Raw genomic sequence first — 18,394 nt, 5'->3', positions numbered from 1 at the left:
GTCCTGATGCGCATCTTCGACCCCCACATCCACATGTCCTCGCGCYCCACGGACGACTACCGCGCCCTGTACGCCGCCGGTGTCCGCGCCCTGGTCGAACCCTCCTTCTGGCTCGGCCAGCCCCGCACCTCACCCGACTCGTTCCTCGACTACTTCGACTCCCTCCTCGGCTGGGAACCCTTCCGCGCCGCCCAGTACGGCATCGCCCACCACTGCACCCTCGCCCTCAACCCGAAGGAGGCCAACGACCCCCGCTGCACCCCCGTCCTCGACGCGCTGCCCCGCTACCTCGTCAAGGACCACGTCGTCGCCGTCGGCGAGATCGGCTACGACTCCATGACCCCGGCCGAGGACCACGCCCTCGCCGCCCAGCTCCAGCTCGCCGCGGACCACGACCTCCCCGCCCTCGTCCACACCCCGCACCGCGACAAGCTCGCCGGCCTGCGCCGCACCCTCGACGTCGTGCGCGAATCGGCCCTCGCGCCCGACCGCGTCCTCCTCGACCACCTCAACGAGACCACCGTCAAGGAGGCCGCCGACAGCGGCGCCTGGCTCGGCTTCTCCATCTACCCCGACACCAAGATGGACGAGGACCGGATGGTCGCCATCCTCAAGGACCACGGCCCGGACCGCGTCCTCGTCAACTCGGCCGCCGACTGGGGCGACAGCGACCCCCTCAAGACCCGCCGGGTCGGCGACGCCATGCTCGCCGCGGGCTTCTCCGACGACGACGTCGACCGGGTCCTCTGGCGCAACCCCGTCGCCTTCTACGGCCTCAGCGGCCGGCTGCGGCTCGACCTCCCCTCCACCGACGCCACCCACGAGGGCAACTCCGTCCTGCGCGGCGGCGAGTAGGGAGGACCGAACCGTGCGCTTCCGCCACCCCGACGGTTCCACCGTCCACCTCGCCTACTGCACCAACGTCCACCCCGCGGAGACCCTCGACGGCGTCCTCGCCCAGCTCCGCGACCACTGCGAACCGATCCGCCGCCGCCTCGGCCGCGACCGCCTCGGCATCGGACTGTGGCTCGCCCGGGACGCCGTCCACTCCCTCATCACCGACCCCGTCTCGCTCCGCGGCCTGCGCGCCGAGACCGACCGCCGCGGCCTGGAGGTCGTCACCCTCAACGGCTTCCCCTACGAGGGGTTCGGCGCCGAAGCGGTCAAGTACCGCGTCTACCAGCCGGACTGGACCCGCCCCGAACGCCTCGCCCACACCACCGACCTCGCCCGCCTCCTCGCCGCGCTCCTTCCCGACGACATCACCGAAGGCTCCGTCTCCACCCTCCCGCTCGCCTGGCGCACCCCCTTCGACTCCCGCGCCGCGGACACCGCCCGCGCCGCCCTGACCACCCTCGCCGAACGCCTCGACGCCCTCGAGGAGCTCACCGGGAAGTCCGTCCGGATCGGACTCGAACCGGAACCCGGCTGCACCGTCGAGACCACCGCCGACGCCATCGCCCCGCTCACCGCCGTGGCAAGCCCCCGGATCGGCGTCTGCGTCGACACCTGCCACCTCGCCACCTCCTTCGAAGACCCCCGCACCGCGCTGGACGCCCTCGCCGCAGCCGGTATCCCCGTGCCCAAGGCCCAGCTCTCCGCGGCCCTGCACGCCGAGCACCCCCACCTCCCCGTGGTGCGCGCCGCACTCGCCGCCTTCGACGAGCCCCGCTTCCTCCACCAGACCCGTACCCGCACCTCCGCCGGACTGCGCGGCACCGACGACCTCGCCGAAGCCCTCGCGGGCGACGCCCTCCCCGACGGCGCGCCTTGGCGCGCCCACTTCCACGTCACATGCCCCGCCTGCAGCACATGCCCCGCCTGCAGGCCCTCGCCCGCTCCGGCTCCGAAGCCCTCCTCTCCACCGTCCTGCCGGCCGTCACCTGCACCGCCCAGTCCACCTTCCTCACGGGCACGCTCCCCTCCGAGCACGGCATCGTCGCCAACGGCTGGTACTTCCGCGAACTCGGCGACGTCCTGCTCTGGCGCCAGCACAACGGACTCGTGTCGGGCGACCGGATCTGGGACGCGGCCCGTCGCGCCCACCCCGGCTACACCGTCGCCAACATCTGCTGGTGGTACGCCATGGGCGCCGACACCGACATCACCGTCACCCCCCGTCCCGTCTACTACGCGGACGGCCYCAAGGAACCCGACTGCTACACCCGACCCCCGGCCCTCCACGYCGAACTCACCGACGCCCTCGGCACGTTCCCCCTCTTCCACTTCTGGGGACCCGGCGCCGACCTCGTCTCCAGCCAGTGGATCATCGACGCCACCCGCCACATCCTGCGCACCCGCCGCCCCGACCTGGCCCTCTGCTACGTCCCCCACCTCGACTACGACCTCCAGCGCCACGGCCCCGACGACCCCCGCTCCTTCCGCGCGGCCGCCGAACTCGACGCCGCCCTCGCCCCGCTCCTCGACGACGCCCGTGCCGAAGGCCGCACGGTCGTCGCCCTGTCCGAGTACGGCATCACCCGTGTCAGCCGACCCGTCGACATCAACCGGGCCCTGCGCCGCGCGGAAGGAGCGGGGGTCGTCGGGGCCGTGGCGCTGGAGGTCGTAGTCGAGGTGGGGGACGTAGCAGAGGGCCAGGTCGGGGCGGCGGGTGCGCAGGATGTGGCGGGTGGCGTCGATGATCCACTGGCTGGAGACGAGGTCGGCGCCGGGTCCCCAGAAGTGGAAGAGGGGGAACGTGCCGAGGGCGTCGGACGTCCCCCACCTCGACTACGACCTCCAGCGCCACGGCCCCGACGACCCCCGCTCCTTCCGCGCGGCCGCCGAACTCGACGCCGCCCTCGCCCCGCTCCTCGACGACGCCCGTGCCGAAGGCCGCACGGTCGTCGCCCTGTCCGAGTACGGCATCACCCGTGTCAGCCGACCCGTCGACATCAACCGGGCCCTGCGCCGCGCGGGCCTCCTCGAAGTCCACACCCAGGACGGCATGGAGTACCTGGACCCGATGGCCTCCCGCGCCTTCGCGGTCGCCGACCACCAGCTCGCACACGTCTACGTACGCGACCACGGCGATCCCGGGGAGATGGCCCGCGTCCGCGACGCCCTCGAGGGCGTCCCCGGCATCGAGCGGCTCCTCGACGACGAAGGCAAGAAGGAGCACGGCCTCGACCACCCCCGCTCCGGGGAGTTCGTCGCCCTCGCCGAGCCCGACGCCTGGTTCACGTACTACTACTGGCTCGACGACGCGAAGGCCCCCGACTTCGCCCAGCTCGTCGAGATCCACCGGAAACCCGGCTACGACCCCGCCGAACTGTTCATGGACCCGCTCGACCCCTACGTCCGGGTGAAGGCGGCCACGGCGATCGCCCGCAAGAAGCTCGGCATGCGCTACCGGCTGGCGGTCGTGCCGCTCGATCCCTCACCTATTCGCGGCAGCCATGGCCGCCTCCCCACGAGCGATGACGAAGGTCCGCTCATCCTGTGCTCCACCCCCCGCGCCGTAAGCGGCCGCGTCGCGGCCACCGATGTGAAGTCCCTGCTGCTCCGACTCGCCGGTCTCCACTGACCCGATCCCGGCGCAACGGAATCCAGTGAAGCAGACGAATCCGACAACGAGGAGTTATCCACAGATGAGCCGCATCCCCCGTACGTCCGTGGACCCGGAACTCACCCACAAGCTCAGCCGGCGGGCCATGCTCGGCGTGGCGGCCGGCGCGACCGCCGCCGGCATCCTCGCGGCCGCCGCCCCGGCCGCCTCGGCCGCCGGACCCGCCTCGTCCGCGGCCGACCCCGTCACCCGGGGCAAGGGCCACGGCCGCGCCGTCCTGCCGCCCGGCCGTCTGGGCATCCAGCTCTACTCGCTGCGGGACAAGGTCGCCACGCTCGGCTTCGACACCGTCTTCGCCGAGCTCAGGAAGTACGGATACGACGAGGTCGAGTTCGCCGGCTACACCCAGGGTTCGGCGGGCGCCATCACCCTGCCCGAGCTCAGGAACCTCACCCGCGACCACGGTCTGCGGGCCATCGGCAGCCACGTCGGCTACTACTCCTCCGACCCGAACGCCTACACCTTCGCCCAGAACCTCACCCGGGTCCTCGACGACGCCCAGGCCCTCGGCCTCCCGCACATCGGCACGGCCTCGGGCCCCTGGCGGTACGGCAGCACCGTCGACGGCTGGAAGCGCTGCGCCGAGGAGTTCAACCGGTACGGCGCCGAGGCGAAGAAGCGCGGCATGAAGTTCTACCAGCACAACCACGCCGAGGAGTTCTCCTTCGCCACCGACCGCCCCGACGTCCGTCTCTACGACGTCCTGCTCGCCGAGACCGACCCCGAACTCGTCCACCTCGAACTCGACATCTACTGGGCGTACGTGGCCCAGTTCCGCTTCTCCCGCCGCGTCGACGGCACCCCCGCCCCCTTCGACCCGCTGGACTACGTCCTGCGCCAGCCCCACCGGTACCCGCTCTTCCACGTCAAGGACGGCGAGCACGACGACTCCGTCCGCGACGGCTACCGGATGTCGGACGTCGGCGACGGGGACATCGACTACCAGCGCTTCATCTCCGCAGTGAGCCGCACCCGTCACGGGCGCCACGCCCACCACTGGCAGGCCGAGCACGACAACCCCGTCGAGTCCTTCGCCTTCGCCCGCAAGTCCAGCGCGCACCTCCACTCGCTGCGCGAGAAGGACTGCTGACCGAAGGGCCCGGGGCCGCGGAGGCCCCGGGCCACCCGCGCCCCGGCCCGGATCAGCCGATCCCCTGGCGGTCGGCCTTCAGGGCGAAGTCCCGGTCGGCCGGCTCCGGGACGGTGCGCTCCACCAGCTGCACCAGGAGTGTGCGGTGCCGCAGGAGCGGCTGCCTGCGTTCGGCGGGTACCAGGGACAGCAGGTCGTCCAGCCCCGCGAGCAGCCGGCGGATCACCTGCGGGTTGCCCGCCGCGCAGACCCGGACCTCGGCGAACCCCAGGTCCACCAGATCCGTCCACCCCGGCACGTCCTGGACCAGCCGGACCGCGCCCTTCCGGTCGCGATGGCGGACCGTGCCCAGCGGGCGGTCCGCGAGCGCCGCGAGGAACTGGGTGGTCCGGTCCAGGCACTGCACGGCCGTCGTCGGATCGTTCACCGAGGAGGAGAGCGCCCGCAGCGCGATGTCGGAGAGCTGCCGCAGCCCGAAGGAGAGGTCCTGGTAGAACGACCGCTCGATGCCGACCGACACGGCCGAGGACAGCAGGCGGGGCACCTGCCCGTCGCCGTGGACGGCCAGGATCCGCGTACCCGGCAGGACGAAGTCCCCGATGCGGGGGATCAGCCGCAGCACCACCCCGTGTCGCCGGGCGGCCCGCACCAGCAGAGCGACGTTCACGTCGCGCAGCACGCCGGCCCGCCCCCGGTGGGTGAGGAACGCCGTCGCGGGCCCGAGGTCCTCGACCGCGCCCTCGTGCCGGGGCTGCTTCGCCAGGACCCGGAACGCCTCGTTCGTGATCAGGTCCACCACGTGCCCCACCCGCATCAGCCGAAGCGTGGTGTTCACGTACGCCACGAAGAGCAGCAGGCTCAGCCCCAGCATGAGGAGCGTCAGGATCGACTGCACCAGCGGTACGGCCGAGACGCGCTCGGGGTCGGTCTCGCCCTCGTACGAGGCGAGGACCAGCAGGGAGAGCAGGAACGTCGCCAGGAAGACGGAGAAGGTGGCCTTGGTGATCCGGCTCCGGATGAACATCGGCACCACCCGGGGGCTGAGCTGCCCGCTGGCCATCTGGAGGGCGACCAGGGAGATCGAGAACACCACACCGATGAACGTCATCATCGCCGAGCTGATCGTCGTGACGATCGTCTTCGCGTCCTCGGCGATCTTGATCAGGTCGGCGACGTCGTCGTAGGCCTGCTCGCTCTGGAGGTACTCGACGAGGGCCCGGTCCAGCTCGTCGGCGACGATCCACAGCACGAAGACGGCGACCATGGCGGCGACCGGCGCGAACCAGAACGTGTCCTTCAGGTGCTCCCGCAGCGGCGTCAGGATCCGGGGTCTGCGGTACTCGGAGTAGCTCACCCGGGCAGGCTAGGGGGCCGCACGCCGAGAAACGCACACTCCGTAGGGGAATCGCCACATTCTGTACGTCTGGCGGTGCAACGCGTGCGTGATCAAGGGTGGTGGGGTCGCCGCACCGCACTGACCACGGAAAACGCGGGTGAAAGCCACCTCGAACCCCTGGTAGAGTTATCCATGTCGCCGCGGGAATCACCCCAAAGCGGCAGACACCTGGTCCGGGTGGCGGAATGGCAGACGCGCTAGCTTGAGGTGCTAGTGCCCTTTATCGGGCGTGGGGGTTCAAGTCCCCCCTCGGACACCAGCTGGGACGATCATGAGATCGTTCCCCACGCGTTCACGAATTACCGGTGAGTCATATGACTCGCCGGTAATTTTGCGTTCCCGGAGGCATCGGTGTCACGGCCCGGGTTCCCGTGGATCCCGGACCGGCCTGCGTCCGCCCTGAGCCGCGCCCGACGGGCCGGTCACTGATACTGAGAAAATGGGCATACTCGGGCGATTCGCCCCGGCGAGCCGACGGCGCGGCCGCGTGCCGCCGAAGGCCGGGTCGTCGAAGGCCGGCCCGGAGGCCCGCCACCCGGCGGCCGGCCGGCGTGTCCCGTCGTTGCTGAACCCGCGCAGTGCCGCCGGTCAGGTCTTCCTGCTGCAGCTGGTGGTCGTCCTGCTGCTCATCGCCACGGCCCTGGTGGTGCTCGTGTTCCAGGACCGCAACCGAGCGATCCAGGAAGCCGGCGACCGGTCGCTGGTGGCGGCCGAGTCGTTCGCGAACGCCCCGGGCACCGCGGAGGCGATGGAGAGCGACGACCCGACGGCGGCGCTCCAGCCGCACGCCGAGGTGGTGCGCAAGAAGACCGGTGTCGACTACGTCGTGGCGCTGAGCCCCTACGGCTTCCGTTGGACCCACCCGGACCCGGACCAGATCGGGAAGCACGTCTCCACCTCCTACGGCCAGGCGCTCGAGGGCGAGCCCCACCAGACCACGTTCGACAGCAGCCTGGGGAAGGCGGTCGACTCGACGGTGGCCGTCTTCGACGAGAAGGGGAACGCGGTGGGCCTCGTCACCGTGGGCGTCACGGTGGACAAGGTGACCAGTGTCGTGGAGGACCAGCTGCCGGTGATCTTCGCCGCCGGCGGTGTCGCGCTGCTGCTGGCCGCGGGTGGGTCGGCGCTGGTCAGCGGGCGTCTGCGGCGCCAGACCCGGGGCCTCGGGCCGGTGGAGATGACCCGCATGTACGAGCACCACGACGCGGTGCTGCACGCGGTCCGTGAAGGCGTGATCATCCTGGACGTCGACGGAAAACTGCTGCTGGCCAACGACGAGGCGCGCCGGCTGCTCGCACTGCCGCCCGAGGCCGAGGGTCGACCGGTCACCCGACTCGGGCTGAGCCCGGCCCTGGCCGAGCTGCTGGGATCGGGCCAGGCGGCCACGGACCGGGTCTTCCTGGCCGGGGAGATCCTGCTCGCGGTCAGCGTGCGGCCGGTCGTCGGGCCGCAGGGGGGCAGCGTGGCCACCCTGCGGGACACCACGGAGCTGAGCGCCCTCGCGGGCCGGGCGGACGTGGCGGGCGGGCGCCTGCGACTGCTCTACGAGGCCAGCACCCGGATCGGCACCACTCTCGACATGCAGCGCACCGCCGAGGAGCTGACCGAGGTGGCGGTCCCGCGCTTCGCCGACTTCGCCACCGTCGAGCTGGTGGAGCCGGTGCTGCAAGGCGGTGAACCGGCCGGGGCGAGCACGGAGATGCGCCGCATCGCAGCCGCGGGCATCCGGGAGGACGCGCCCTTCCATCCGGTCGGGACGCCCATGCGCTACGCGCCCGGCAGTCCCGTGGCCGTCAGCCTGACCACCGGCCGGCCGGTGGTGGTGGCGCACCTCGCCACGGCCGACGGATGGCGGGCCCAGGACCCGGAGTGGGCCCGGAAGGTCGTCGAATCCGGTATCCACTCCATGATCTCGGTGCCGCTCCAGGCCCGAGGCCAGTTGCTGGGGGTCGTGGAGTTCTGGCGTTCGGAGCAGGACCCCTTCGAGCCGGACGACCTGTCTCCCGCCGAGGAACTCGCCGCCCGGGCCGCCGTGTGCATCGACAACGCGCGCCGGTACACCCGCGAGCACACCACGGCCGTCACCCTCCAGCGCAGCCTGCTGCCCGGAGCGCTCCCCGAGCTGTCCGCGCTGGAGGTCGGGCACCGGTACCTGCCCGCCCAGGCGGGGGTGGGCGGTGACTGGTACGACGTCATCCCGCTGCCGGGGGCCCGGGTGGCCCTGGTGGTCGGCGACGTCGTCGGACACGGTCTGCACGCCGCCGCGACGATGGGCCGCCTGAGGACGGCGGTGCACAACTTCGCCGCCCTGGACCTCCCTCCGGACGAACTGCTCGCGCACCTGGACGACCTGATCACCCGGATCGACCAGGACGCGGCGGCCGAGGGCAACACCGAGGCCGTCGCCGGAGCCACCTGCCTGTACGCGGTCTACGATCCGGTCTCAGGGCGATGTGTTCTCGCCCGGGCCGGTCATCCCGGTCCGGCGCTGGTCTCGCCCGACGGCTCGGTGACCTTCCCCGACATCCCCGTCGCCCCGCCACTCGGCGTGGGAGGAGGCCTGCCGGTCGAGACGGCCGTGCTCCGGCTGGCCGCCGACAGCCGGCTCGTCCTCTACACCGACGGCCTGGTCGAGGCCCGCGGCCGTGACATCGACGTCGGGCTCGACATGTTGAAGGCGGCGCTCGCCGATACGCACGGTGCCACCCCGGACGACACCTGCCGGGCGGTCCTCGACGCGATGCTGCGCACCAGGTCGAGTGACGACGTCGCCCTGCTCGTCGCACGCACCCGGTTGCTCGACCCCGACCAGGTCGCGGAGTGGGAGGTGCCGGACGACCCCGCGGCTGTCCACTGGATCCGCGCCGAGGGCACCCGCAAGCTGGAATCCTGGGGGCTCGGCGAGGCGGCCTTCACGACCGAGCTGATCCTCAGCGAACTGGTGACGAACGCCATCCGGTACGGCGGGAGCCCCATCAGCCTGCGGCTGCTGCGCGACGGCGACAGCCTGATCTGCGAGGTCGCCGACGGCACCAGCACCTCCCCGCACCTGCGCCGCGCGACCTTCACCGACGAGGGGGGCCGTGGTCTGTTCCTCGTCGCGCAGCTGTCCCGCCGCTGGGGGACCCGGTACACCGACCGAGGCAAGATCATCTGGGCTGAGCAGGCGCTCGACGCCGGAGCGGCGGGGGACCTGAGCGGTCTCCTCATGGCCGACCTTTGAGGCGGGACGGAGACCGGACCGCCGCACACCGCGGGGTGTGCGGCGGTCCGGAGCCTTCAGGAGCCGCCGCCGACGGTGAAGTACGGGATCTTGGCCGGATCCTGGCCGAAGGCGGCCCCGAGATAGACGGCCGACAACTTGGTGAGTGTCCCGTCGTCGATCAGCTGCCTGATGATCCGGTCCAGCTCGTCCTTGTTCGGCGACCCCTTCGGGTAGAGGGCGCCGTACCCCTGGTCGGTCCTGTACTGGCCCACGAGGCGCACCCTGCCCTCCCGCTTCTGGGGGTACGCCAGCAGAATCGTCGTGTCGTGGACGACCGCGTCGATCCGTCCCTCCTCCAGCGCCGTGACCATCGCCGGGTCGTTGGCGAAGGCGGTGACGGGCTTGGTCGGCTTGAGGCGCTTCTCGACGAACTCCTCGCCCGTGGTGCCCTCGGCCACCCCGATGCGGACGTCACGGATGTTGTCCTCGTCGATCTTCTCGCCGTCCCTGATCAGCACTCCCAGGGTCGAGGAGAGGTAGGGCGGGGAGAACTCGGCGACCTTGCTCCGCTCCGGGGTGATCGTGATCTGCGCCAGGGCCAGGTCGAAGTCCGTGGTCCGGCCGGACACCACCTCCGGAAAGGGGGCGTTCTCCACCTTCAACCGGTCGAGTCCGGACCGGTAGGCGATGTTGGCGGCCATGCAGTACTCGTAGCCGCTCTCGATCGAGTCCGGCGTGTCGCCGTTCCACCAGCCGGGCGCGGGCAGGGTCGTCTTGACCGTGAGGGCGCCCGCCGTCCTGGGTGAGAGCTGGAACTCCCCGTGACGTCCCGAGATCGGACAGTCGCCGTACCGGGCGTTCGACGACGTCGACCCGCCGTCGTCGCAAGCCGATGTCACGCCGATGAGCGTCACGCTGACAGCCAGAGAGGCGATCGCTGCAGCGGCGCGCATCATCGCACCTCCGGTGAGGGGGCATATGTCCTGAGTCACCATAAATCACCCCGAGCCACAGGACTGCCCGTGCCACGTGGGAAGAATGGGGCCCGGGTCGGGTCGCCCGGCCCGCCTCAGCCCTGCCGGCTGCTCTCGTCGCGCAGCCAGGTGTGGAAGTCGCCCTCCCGGATCGCCTTCTTCGCGCCCCGGCGCGCGGCGATCGCCGCGGCCGCGAAGACGAGGACGGACGGCAGCAGCCGGGGCTCGGCGCGCAGCAGCGCGCGGAGGTCGCCCATGCTGGTGCGCGCCGACGGGCGGTCCGCCGGTCCGCCCGGTGCGACCTCCCCCGGCGGTGCGGGGTCCGCGGCCGGCTCGTTCCGTGCCGCACGCTCCTGCTCGCTCTCCAGCTGCGCCGTCGACGTGGCGGCCCGGACGCGCCGGCGGATCAGGTCGGACCACGTCCGCGGCGGGTGCACCACGACGCGGGCCGCGTCGACCACCGTCCGCTCCTCGGGACCGAAGGCGAGCGAGGCGGCCAGGTCGTCGGCCATCAGGGGAGGCAGTGCGGCGATGCGGGCATGGCCCGCCCCCGACATCGCGATCACCCCTCGCCCGAACAGCCCCTCCCGTACCGCGGGCAACCGCTGCCACACGCGGTAGTACGCGCGCACACGCCAGCCGCAGCCGGTCATCGGCAGATGCCGCTCCGGGGCCGCGGCCAGTTTGGCGCCGGGGCCCTCGAGGGCCGCCGCGAGGGCCCGGGCGTCGGCCGCTCCGAGGACCACGTCCGCGTCCACGTACAGCCGGGGGAAGCCGCGCGCGTGCTCGTCGCCGGCCCGCAGCGCGGCGTGTTTCGAGGGGACCGGGATCTCGACCACACGGACCCGCGCGCCGCGGGCGGCGGCCACGCCCGCCGTGTCGTCCGTGCAGCCGTTGCACACGACGACGATGTCGAAGTCGTCCGCGGAGGCCCGGCCCGGGGCCGCGGGTGCGAGTGAGGGGTCGGACGGGTCGCCGGCGGTGGAACCGGAACGGCCGGGTTCGTCGGTGGGAGCAGCCGGAGCGGCGGAATCACCGGAAGCGGAGGGATCGGAGAGCCCGGAAGGACCGCCCGGCTCGGCCAGGAGCGAGTCCAGGAGCCGGCCGAGTGTGCGCTCTTCGTTGTGGGCAGGGATCACGATGCTGGGCACCGCGCCAGTATGACGAATGCACGCCACGCTCACAGTTTCTTTGACGCTTGGTGGGAGTTTTCCACAACTCCTTCATGACCTGCCCCACTTGCTCTAGATTGAGCGCTGCCGGATCCGCGCGGACGCGAGCACCTTTCGCGACGGGTGGATTCTGCGTCGTTGTGCGGACTCCGGTCGCGGGGGGGCTTCTTGCGATCGGTTCGCACCGTTTGGTCAGGCGGAAGACCCGCGTTCCCTCGACGCGCCATCAATGCCCGTCCTCCACCTCGCGAGTTGTGCGCTCGCGCGGGCGGGACACGGGGCACGGGTGGCTCAACGGGGTACGCGCGAAGCGCCCTTGGGGGGAATGGATGACCGTCCTGCCGGTCACACATGAGCGGCATCGTGTTGAATCCACACACTTCGACGTCCACCGGCTGTGGTGGAAACGGAGACATCAGATCGTCCTGCTGGTCGCGGACCTGGTCGCGGCCTCCGCGGCCTCGCTGCTGGTCCTGGAGGCGGTCGGCCGCTGGCACGTGGTCCTCGGACTGCCACCGGCCTGGATCGCGATGATGTACGGCCACCAGGCGTACGAGCACAGCTCGCTGGGGGCCGGGAGCGAGCTGTACCGGCGGGTGCTGCGCGGCGCCCTCGTGCTGCCGGCCCTCGCCGCGGCCATCGGCTGGGGGATGGCCGGCGACCTCGACCTGCTGCACGACATGATCCTGGCGGCTCCGCCGACGGCCCTGCTGGCCCTGGCCGCCCGGTTCGTGATGCGTCGCTGGCTGCACCGGCGCTGGGCACAGGGCCGGCACCGCACCACGGCGGTGCTGGTCGGGTCCTCGGCCTGTGCCGTCGAACTGGTCGAGGCGCTCTGGCGCCGCGGCCAGGGCTTCGCGCCCATGGGTCCCGACCTGCGGGGCCTCGACATAGCCGGCGTGTGCCTGACCGACCCGGGGAACGCGCCGGTCGTCGCCGAGCTGGGAATTCCGGTGCTCGGCGGGGTCGCGGACGTGCCCGGGGCGCTCCGTGCCCACGGCGGTACGGCGCTGGTGGTCCTGCCGACCTCCGAGATCGACGCGGCCCAGCTGCGCCGGCTCGCGTGGACCGCCGACGCCGCGGGCTGCGACTTCCTGCTGGCCCCCGCCCTGGGCGAGACGGCCGTCGCCCGGGTCGCGGTCCGGCCGGTCGGAGGCGTGCCCATGGTCCGGGTCCGGGCGCCCCGGCTGTCGCGGACCGCCCGGCTGCCCAAGGAGTTCGCGGAGCGGCTCGCCGCCGCGACCCTCCTGCTGCTCCTCGCGCCGCTGCTGTGCGTGGTCGCGGTGACGATCCGGCTCGGCAGCAACGGGCCGGCGCTGTTCCGGCAGAGCCGCGTGGGGCTGCACGGAAAGCACTTCACCATGCTGAAGTTCCGCACGATGCGGCCCGACGCGGAGGCGTGCCGGGCGGAGCTGGAGCACGCCAACCACAACAGCGACGGCCTGCTGTTCAAGGTGCGGGACGATCCGCGCGTCACACGTGTGGGCGCCACGCTCCGCCGCTACTCGATCGACGAACTGCCGCAGCTGATCAACGTGCTGAGCGGCCGGATGTCGCTGATCGGGCCGCGCCCGCCGCTGCCCGACGAGGTGGCCGGCTACGGACACGAGGTCCGGCGCCGGCTCCTCGTCAAACCGGGGCTCACCGGACTGTGGCAGGTGAGCGGACGCTCGGACCTGCCGTGGGACGAGGCGGTCCGGCTCGACCTGGCGTACGTCGACAACTGGTCCCTCGGACTGGACGCGTCGATTCTGCTGCGCACCGGCCCCGCCGTGATGCGCGGAACGGGGGCTTACTGACATGAAGGGGAACAAAGTGAAGGACGTGGATCGGCCCGACGGGCGGCTCGGAGTCGCGGTCGTGGGCGCCGGCTACTGGGGACCCAACCTCGTGCGCAACTTCCAGGCCAGCGACCGCTTCCTGCTGCGCTGGCTCTGCGACCTGGACGTCACGCGCGCCCAGCGGGTCCTCGGCGGATACTCCACCGTCCAGGCGACCGACGACTTCGAGGCGGTGCTCGCCGACCCCTCCGTGGACGCCATCGCCGTCGCGACCCCGGCCGGAACGCACCTGGACGTCGCCCTGGCCGCGCTGCGCGCCGGCAAGCACGTGCTCGTCGAGAAGCCGCTGGCGACCACCTACGCCGACGGGGCGCGCCTGGTCGCCGAGGCCGAGGAGCGCGGCCTGACCCTGATGTGCGACCACACCTACTGCTACACCCCCGCCGTGGGCCGGATCCGCGAGTTGGTGCACTCGGGCGAACTGGGCGAGATCCACTACGTCGACTCGGTCCGGATCAACCTCGGACTGGTCCAGAAGGACGTCGACGTGCTGTGGGACCTCGCCCCGCACGACCTGTCGATCCTCGACTTCATCCTCCCCGAGCACGTGGAGCCGGTCGCCGTCGCCGCGCACGGCGCCGACCCGATCGGCGCGGGCCAGGACTGCATCGCCTACCTGACCCTCCAGCTCAACACCGGCGCCATCGCCCACGTGCACGTCAACTGGCTGTCGCCCACCAAGGTGCGCACCACCATGGTCGGCGGCGCCAAGCGCACCCTGATCTGGGACGACCTGAACCCGGCCCAGCGGGTCGCCGTCTTCGACCGGGGCGTCGACCTGGCGACCCCGCAGGAACTCGGCGCGGACGAGCGGCGCCAGGCGCTCATCTCCTACCGCAGCGGCGACATGGTCGCGCCCGCGATCGGGGAGAAGGAGGCCCTGCGCAGCATGGTGGACGAGTTCGGCGCCGCGATCCGCGAACGCCGGGCGCCGCTGACCGACGGGCGGGCGGGCCTGCGCGTCCTGGACATTCTCGAGGCGGCGTCGCGGAGCCTTGAGTTCCGCGGCGCGGTCGTCGGGCTGCGGACCGGCGCCGGCCGGTCCCTTCGTACGGTGAACGACTCTGTGGGGGAACGGCGTTGAGCGATATTCGCGGTAAGAAGGTCCTGGTCACCGGCGGTGCCGGCACGATCGGCTCCCATGTGACCGACCTTCTCGTGGCGGGGGGCGCGCGGGAGATCGTCGTCCTCGACAACTTCGTCCGGGGGCGCCGGGCCAACCTCGCGCGGGCTCTGGAGAGCGGCGTGGTCGACCTCGTCGAGGGGGACATCCGCGACGCGGCCACGGTCCACCGGGTCACCGAGGGCGCCGATCTCGTCTTCCACCTCGCCGCCATCCGCATCACCCAGTGCGCGGAGGAGCCCCGGCTCGCCAACGAGGTCATGGTGGACGGCACGTTCAACGTGCTGGAGGCGGCCGCCGCCGCCGGAGTGGGCAAGGTGATCGCCTCGTCCTCCGCCTCGGTCTACGGCCTGGCGGAGACCTTCCCCACGACCGAGCGCCACCACCCGTACAACAACGACACCTTCTACGGGGCGGCCAAGGCCTTCAACGAAGGCATGCTGCGCAGCTTCCACGCCATGTACGGCCTGGACTACGTGGCGCTGCGCTACTTCAACGTGTACGGACCGCGGATGGACATCCACGGCCTGTACACCGAGGTCCTCATCCGCTGGATGGAGCGGATCGAGGCCGGCGAGCCGCCGCTGATCCTCGGCGACGGCACCCAGACGATGGACTTCGTCGACGTCCGGGACATCGCCAGGGCCAACCTGCTCGCCGCGCAGTCGGACCTCACCGACGAGGTGTTCAACGTCGCGAGCGCGACCGAGACGTCCCTGCGGGAACTCGCCCTGAACCTCCTGGAGGTGATGGGCTCCGACCTGGAGCCGGTGCACGGCCCCGCCCGCGCCGTGAACGGGGTGACCCGCCGGCTCGCGGACACCACGCAGGCCGAGCAGCGCCTCGGCTTCAAGGCGGAGATCGACCTGCGGACCGGTCTGAAGGACCTGGTCGACTGGTGGCGGTCCGAGCGTGCCGCCGGGTCCGCCCCGGCCACCGCGACCGCCCCGGCGCCGGCCGTCACGGCACCCGTGACCGAGCCGGCGGAGGCACCCGCCGCGCCCCGGGCCGCCGGCCCCGCCCGTACACCGGTGATGGTGCCGTGGCTCGGCGAGGAGGAGGCGGAGGCCGCGGCCGAGGCCGTACGGTCCGGCTGGGTCGCGCAGGGCCCCCGGGTCGCCGCCTTCGAGAACGCCTTCGCCGAGAGGGTGGGAGCCGCGCACGCCGTCGCGGTCAGCTCCTGCACGACGGCCCTGCACCTCGCCCTGCTCGCCCTCGACCTGGGGCCGGGCGACGAGGTCGTGGTCCCGTCGCTGTCGTTCATCGCCACCGCCAACGCGGTGCGCTACGTCGGCGCGGAGCCCGTCTTCGCCGACGTCGACCTCGACACCGGCAACCTCACCGCCGACACCGTGGACGCGGTCCGCACCCCGCGGACCAAGGCCGTCGTCCTGGTGCACCAGGGCGGCGTGCCCGCCGACGTCCGGGCCGTACGGGCCGCGTGCGCCGGCTGGGACCTGCCGGTGGTGGAGGACGCGGCCTGCGCCATCGGCTCCACCGTCGACGGCGCGTCCGTCGGGCACGGGGCCCTGATCGCCGCCTGGTCCTTCCATCCGCGCAAGCTCCTCACCACCGGCGAGGGCGGGATGGTGACCACGGACGACGCCGCCTGGGCGGCCCGCCTGCGGCGGCTGCGCGAGCACGGCATGAACGTCTCCGCCGCCGAACGCCACGCGAGCGGGAAGCCCGTTCTGGAGAGCTACCTGGAGACCGGCTTCAACTACCGGATGACCGACATCCAGGCCGCGGTCGGACTGGTGCAGCTCGGCCGGCTGGACGCGATGGTGGCACGCCGCCGCGCCCTGGCCGCCCGCTACGGCGAGCTGCTGCGGGGCATCCCGGGCCTGCGGCCGGTCAGCGACCCCGGCCACGGCCAGGGCAACTTCCAGTCCTACTGGGTGCTGCTCGCCGAGGACTTCCCGGTGGGCCGCGACGAGCTCCTCGCCGTCCTCGCCGAGGCCGGGATCTCCGCCCGCCGCGGCATCATGGCGTCGCACCTGGAGCCCGCCTACGCCGGGCATCCGGCGGCACTCCTCCCGGTGACCGAGCGGATCAGCCGCGACTCGCTGATCCTGCCGCTGTTCCACACGATGACCGAGGTCCAGCAGGACCGGGTGGTCGAGGTGCTGCGGGAAGCGGCGGGCCGCGCGTGAACGACCTGGTCATCATCGGCGCGGGCGGTCTCGCACGGGAGACCGCCCAGGCCGTGCGGGACGCCGGAGCCGGCGGCCACCGGCTGCTCGGCCACCTCGACGACGACCCGGCGCTGCACGGCGTCGAGGTGGACGGCGTGCCCGTGCTCGGAGGCTGCGACCTGGCGCGCGAACTGCCGCACGCCTCCTTCGTGGTCTGTGTCGGCAGCCCGCGCGACTACGCCGCGCGGGCCCGCCTGGTACGGCGGCTCGGCCTGCCGGCCGACCGCTACGCCACGGTGGTGCACCCCAGCGCCGTCGTCCCCGCGGGCTGCACGGTGGGCCCGGGCTCGGTGATCCTCGCGCAGACCGTCCTCACCGCCGCGGTGCGGGTGGGCAGCCATGTCGCGGTGATGCCGCAGACCGTCCTCACCCACGACGACGAGGTCGGGGACTACTGCACCCTCGCCTCCGGGGTCCGGCTCGGCGGCGGTGCCCGGCTGGAGCAGGGCGCGTACCTCGGGGCCGGGTCCCTGGTCCGCGAGTACACGACGATCGGCGCCTGGTCGCTGGTCGGCATGGGAAGCACCGTTCTGGCCGACGTGCCGCCCGGCGAGGTCTGGGTCGGCAGCCCGGCCCGCCGGCTGCGCGGGGCGAACCCCGCGGCGCTGGAGCAGCTCCGGTCAGACGACACCGACGGCCTCGCGCAGCAGGCCGAGGCAAGGGAAGTGAAGGGCAGATGAACCAGATACCGCTGGTCGACCTCAAGGCGGCCCACTCCGAAGTCGCCGACGAGGTCCGGGAGGGCTTCGACCGCGTCCTGGCCGGTACCGCCTTCATCGGCGGCGAGGAGGTGCGGGAGTTCGAGCGCGAGTACGCCGAATTCGCCGGCGTCGCCCACTGCGTCGGCGTCGCCAACGGCACGGACGCCCTGGAGCTGGCGCTGCGCGCGAGCGGCGTCGGGCCGGGCGACGAGGTCGTCCTGCCCGCCAACACCTTCATCGCCACCGCCGGTGCCGTGGCCCGGACGGGCGCCCGCCCCGTGCTCGTCGACTGCGACCCCGACAGCCTGCTGATCGACACGCAGGCGGCGCTCGACGCGGTCGGCCCCGCCACCCGCGCGGTGGTACCGGTCCACCTGTACGGGCAGAGCGCCGACGCCGCGCGGCTGGCGGCCGGCGTACCGGACTCCGTCCGGGTCGTCGAGGACGCCGCCCAGAGCCAGGGCGCCACCCGCGACGGCCGTCAGGCCGGCAGCGGAGGCATCGCCGCGACCAGCTTCTATCCGGGCAAGAACCTGGGCGCGTACGGCGACGCGGGTGCGGTGCTCACCGACGACCCCGACGCGGCGGCCGTCGTACGGGCGATCGCCAACCACGGCGGCGTCCAGAAGTACCGGCACGACCTGCCCGGGTTCAACAGCCGGCTCGACGGGCTGCAGGCCGTCGTCCTGCGCGCGAAGCTGCGCCGGCTGGCCGCCGGGAACGAGGCCCGGCGGACGGCCGCCGCGCGCTACGACGACCTGCTCGCGCCGCTCGCCGGCGCGGGCCGCCTCGTGCGGCCGACGACGGTCGACGGCAACGTGCACGTGTGGCACCTGTACGTGGTGCGCGTCACCGGGGCCGACCGGGACGAGGTGGTGGGCAAACTCAACGCGAGCGGCATCGGCGCGGGCGTGCACTACCCGACCCCGGTCCACCTGACGCCCGCCTACCGCTCCCTCGGGCACCGTCGCGGGGACTTCCCGCACGCCGAACGTGCGGCCGACGAGATCCTCTCGCTGCCGCTCTTCCCGCAGATCACCCCCGACCAGCAGCAGCAGGTCGTGGATGCGCTGGCGGGCGCACTGAGCTGACGCTCACCCTCACCACCCCCGGCCGGTAGGCCAGGACC

At 72.5% G+C, this 18,394-nt stretch carries 11 protein-coding genes, 1 tRNA gene and 4 pseudogenes; 12 read left to right on the top strand and 4 right to left on the bottom strand.

The window, feature by feature from the left end:
- The first annotated feature begins 6 nt into the window (after nucleotides 1-6).
- The 3 genes and pseudogenes from EAO71_RS05430 to EAO71_RS05420 form a co-directional block, all read left to right on the top strand.
- On the top strand, nucleotides 7-855 hold the full coding sequence (locus EAO71_RS05430; RefSeq protein ID WP_147976608.1) for a TatD family hydrolase: 849 nt from the start codon (nucleotides 7-9) through the stop codon (nucleotides 853-855).
- A 13-nt stretch (nucleotides 856-868) separates the two neighbouring features.
- Nucleotides 869-1,837 (top strand): annotated as a pseudogene (gene eboE, locus EAO71_RS05425) (metabolite traffic protein EboE); the annotation flags it as partial.
- Nucleotides 1,795-2,514, top strand: a pseudogene (locus EAO71_RS05420) (alkaline phosphatase family protein); the annotation flags it as partial. The pseudogenes eboE and EAO71_RS05420, both read left to right, overlap by 43 nt.
- Before the next feature lie 3 nt (nucleotides 2,515-2,517).
- On the opposite strand, the pseudogene EAO71_RS05415 reads toward EAO71_RS05420, so the two are convergent.
- Nucleotides 2,518-2,715, bottom strand: a pseudogene (locus tag EAO71_RS05415) (alkaline phosphatase family protein); the annotation flags it as partial.
- A 1-nt stretch (nucleotide 2,716) separates the two neighbouring features.
- Between EAO71_RS05415 and EAO71_RS05410 the strand changes: the two are divergent.
- Both EAO71_RS05410 and EAO71_RS05405 read left to right on the top strand, forming a co-directional pair.
- Nucleotides 2,717-3,526 (top strand): annotated as a pseudogene (locus EAO71_RS05410) (alkaline phosphatase family protein); the annotation flags it as partial.
- Nucleotides 3,527-3,590: 64 nt separating this feature from the next.
- Nucleotides 3,591-4,658 carry a sugar phosphate isomerase/epimerase family protein gene (locus tag EAO71_RS05405; RefSeq protein ID WP_147976607.1) on the top strand — a complete coding sequence of 356 codons (1,068 nt, stop codon included), beginning with the start codon at nucleotides 3,591-3,593 and terminating at the stop codon, nucleotides 4,656-4,658.
- A 52-nt stretch (nucleotides 4,659-4,710) separates the two neighbouring features.
- Here the strand turns inward: EAO71_RS05405 and EAO71_RS05400 are convergent, their stop codons facing one another.
- Nucleotides 4,711-6,012: a DUF2254 domain-containing protein gene (locus EAO71_RS05400; RefSeq protein ID WP_147976606.1), complete on the bottom strand. Its 1,302-nt coding sequence runs from the start codon at nucleotides 6,010-6,012 to the stop codon at nucleotides 4,711-4,713.
- A 213-nt stretch (nucleotides 6,013-6,225) separates the two neighbouring features.
- Between EAO71_RS05400 and EAO71_RS05395 the strand changes: the two genes are divergently transcribed.
- A tRNA-Leu gene (locus tag EAO71_RS05395) sits at nucleotides 6,226-6,313 on the top strand.
- Nucleotides 6,314-6,493: 180 nt separating this feature from the next.
- Nucleotides 6,494-9,277: a SpoIIE family protein phosphatase gene (locus EAO71_RS05390; protein ID WP_261992014.1), complete on the top strand. Its 2,784-nt coding sequence runs from the start codon at nucleotides 6,494-6,496 to the stop codon at nucleotides 9,275-9,277.
- Between the two features lie 56 nt (nucleotides 9,278-9,333).
- Here the strand turns inward: EAO71_RS05390 and EAO71_RS05385 are convergent, their stop codons facing one another.
- Together EAO71_RS05385 and EAO71_RS05380 are read right to left on the bottom strand one after the other, a co-directional pair.
- The gene (locus EAO71_RS05385; RefSeq protein WP_261992013.1) at nucleotides 9,334-10,158 is read right to left on the bottom strand and encodes an ABC transporter substrate-binding protein; all 825 of its coding nucleotides are present in this window, start codon (nucleotides 10,156-10,158) and stop codon (nucleotides 9,334-9,336) included.
- Between the two features lie 170 nt (nucleotides 10,159-10,328).
- Nucleotides 10,329-11,384: a glycosyltransferase family 2 protein gene (locus tag EAO71_RS05380; RefSeq protein WP_261992012.1), complete on the bottom strand. Its 1,056-nt coding sequence runs from the start codon at nucleotides 11,382-11,384 to the stop codon at nucleotides 10,329-10,331.
- Nucleotides 11,385-11,734: 350 nt separating this feature from the next.
- Here EAO71_RS05380 and EAO71_RS05375 point away from each other — a divergent pair, with 350 nt between their 5' ends.
- Genes EAO71_RS05375 through EAO71_RS05350 form a run of 5 tightly spaced genes read left to right on the top strand, consistent with a single transcriptional unit; the run spans nucleotide 11,735 to nucleotide 18,356 of the window.
- Nucleotides 11,735-13,204, top strand: a complete 1,470-nt coding sequence (locus EAO71_RS05375; RefSeq protein WP_147976603.1) for a sugar transferase — start codon at nucleotides 11,735-11,737, stop codon at nucleotides 13,202-13,204.
- A gap of 16 nt (nucleotides 13,205-13,220) precedes the next feature.
- Nucleotides 13,221-14,330, top strand: coding sequence for a Gfo/Idh/MocA family protein (locus EAO71_RS05370; protein ID WP_261992011.1), 1,110 nt, complete (start codon nucleotides 13,221-13,223; stop codon nucleotides 14,328-14,330).
- Nucleotides 14,327-16,522, top strand: coding sequence for an aminotransferase class I/II-fold pyridoxal phosphate-dependent enzyme (locus EAO71_RS38570; RefSeq protein ID WP_261992010.1), 2,196 nt, complete (start codon nucleotides 14,327-14,329; stop codon nucleotides 16,520-16,522). Before EAO71_RS05370 ends, EAO71_RS38570 begins: the two co-directional genes overlap by 4 nt.
- Nucleotides 16,519-17,244 (top strand): acetyltransferase, encoded by a 726-nt coding sequence (locus EAO71_RS05355; RefSeq protein WP_147976601.1) that lies wholly within the window; start codon nucleotides 16,519-16,521, stop codon nucleotides 17,242-17,244. The genes EAO71_RS38570 and EAO71_RS05355 overlap by 4 nt, the downstream gene beginning before the upstream one ends.
- Entirely contained in the window at nucleotides 17,241-18,356 is a 1,116-nt protein-coding gene (locus EAO71_RS05350) for a DegT/DnrJ/EryC1/StrS family aminotransferase (protein WP_147976600.1), read from the top strand. The genes EAO71_RS05355 and EAO71_RS05350 overlap by 4 nt, the downstream gene beginning before the upstream one ends.
- Nucleotides 18,357-18,394 lie beyond the last annotated feature (38 nt).

It is taken from the genome of Streptomyces sp. MS191 (assembly GCF_008042125.1).
In the GTDB taxonomy this organism is placed as follows: domain Bacteria; phylum Actinomycetota; class Actinomycetes; order Streptomycetales; family Streptomycetaceae; genus Streptomyces.
This window is presented reverse-complemented; position numbering and strand designations above follow the sequence as displayed.

Coding starts and splice junctions, on each gene's coding strand:
- EAO71_RS05350 (WP_147976600.1), top strand. CDS start 17,241: ATGAACCAGATACCGCTGGTCGACCTCAAGGCGGCCCACTCCGAAGTC.
- EAO71_RS05390 (WP_261992014.1), top strand. CDS start 6,494: ATGGGCATACTCGGGCGATTCGCCCCGGCGAGCCGACGGCGCGGCCGC.
- EAO71_RS05375 (WP_147976603.1), top strand. CDS start 11,735: ATGACCGTCCTGCCGGTCACACATGAGCGGCATCGTGTTGAATCCACA.
- EAO71_RS05405 (WP_147976607.1), top strand. CDS start 3,591: ATGAGCCGCATCCCCCGTACGTCCGTGGACCCGGAACTCACCCACAAG.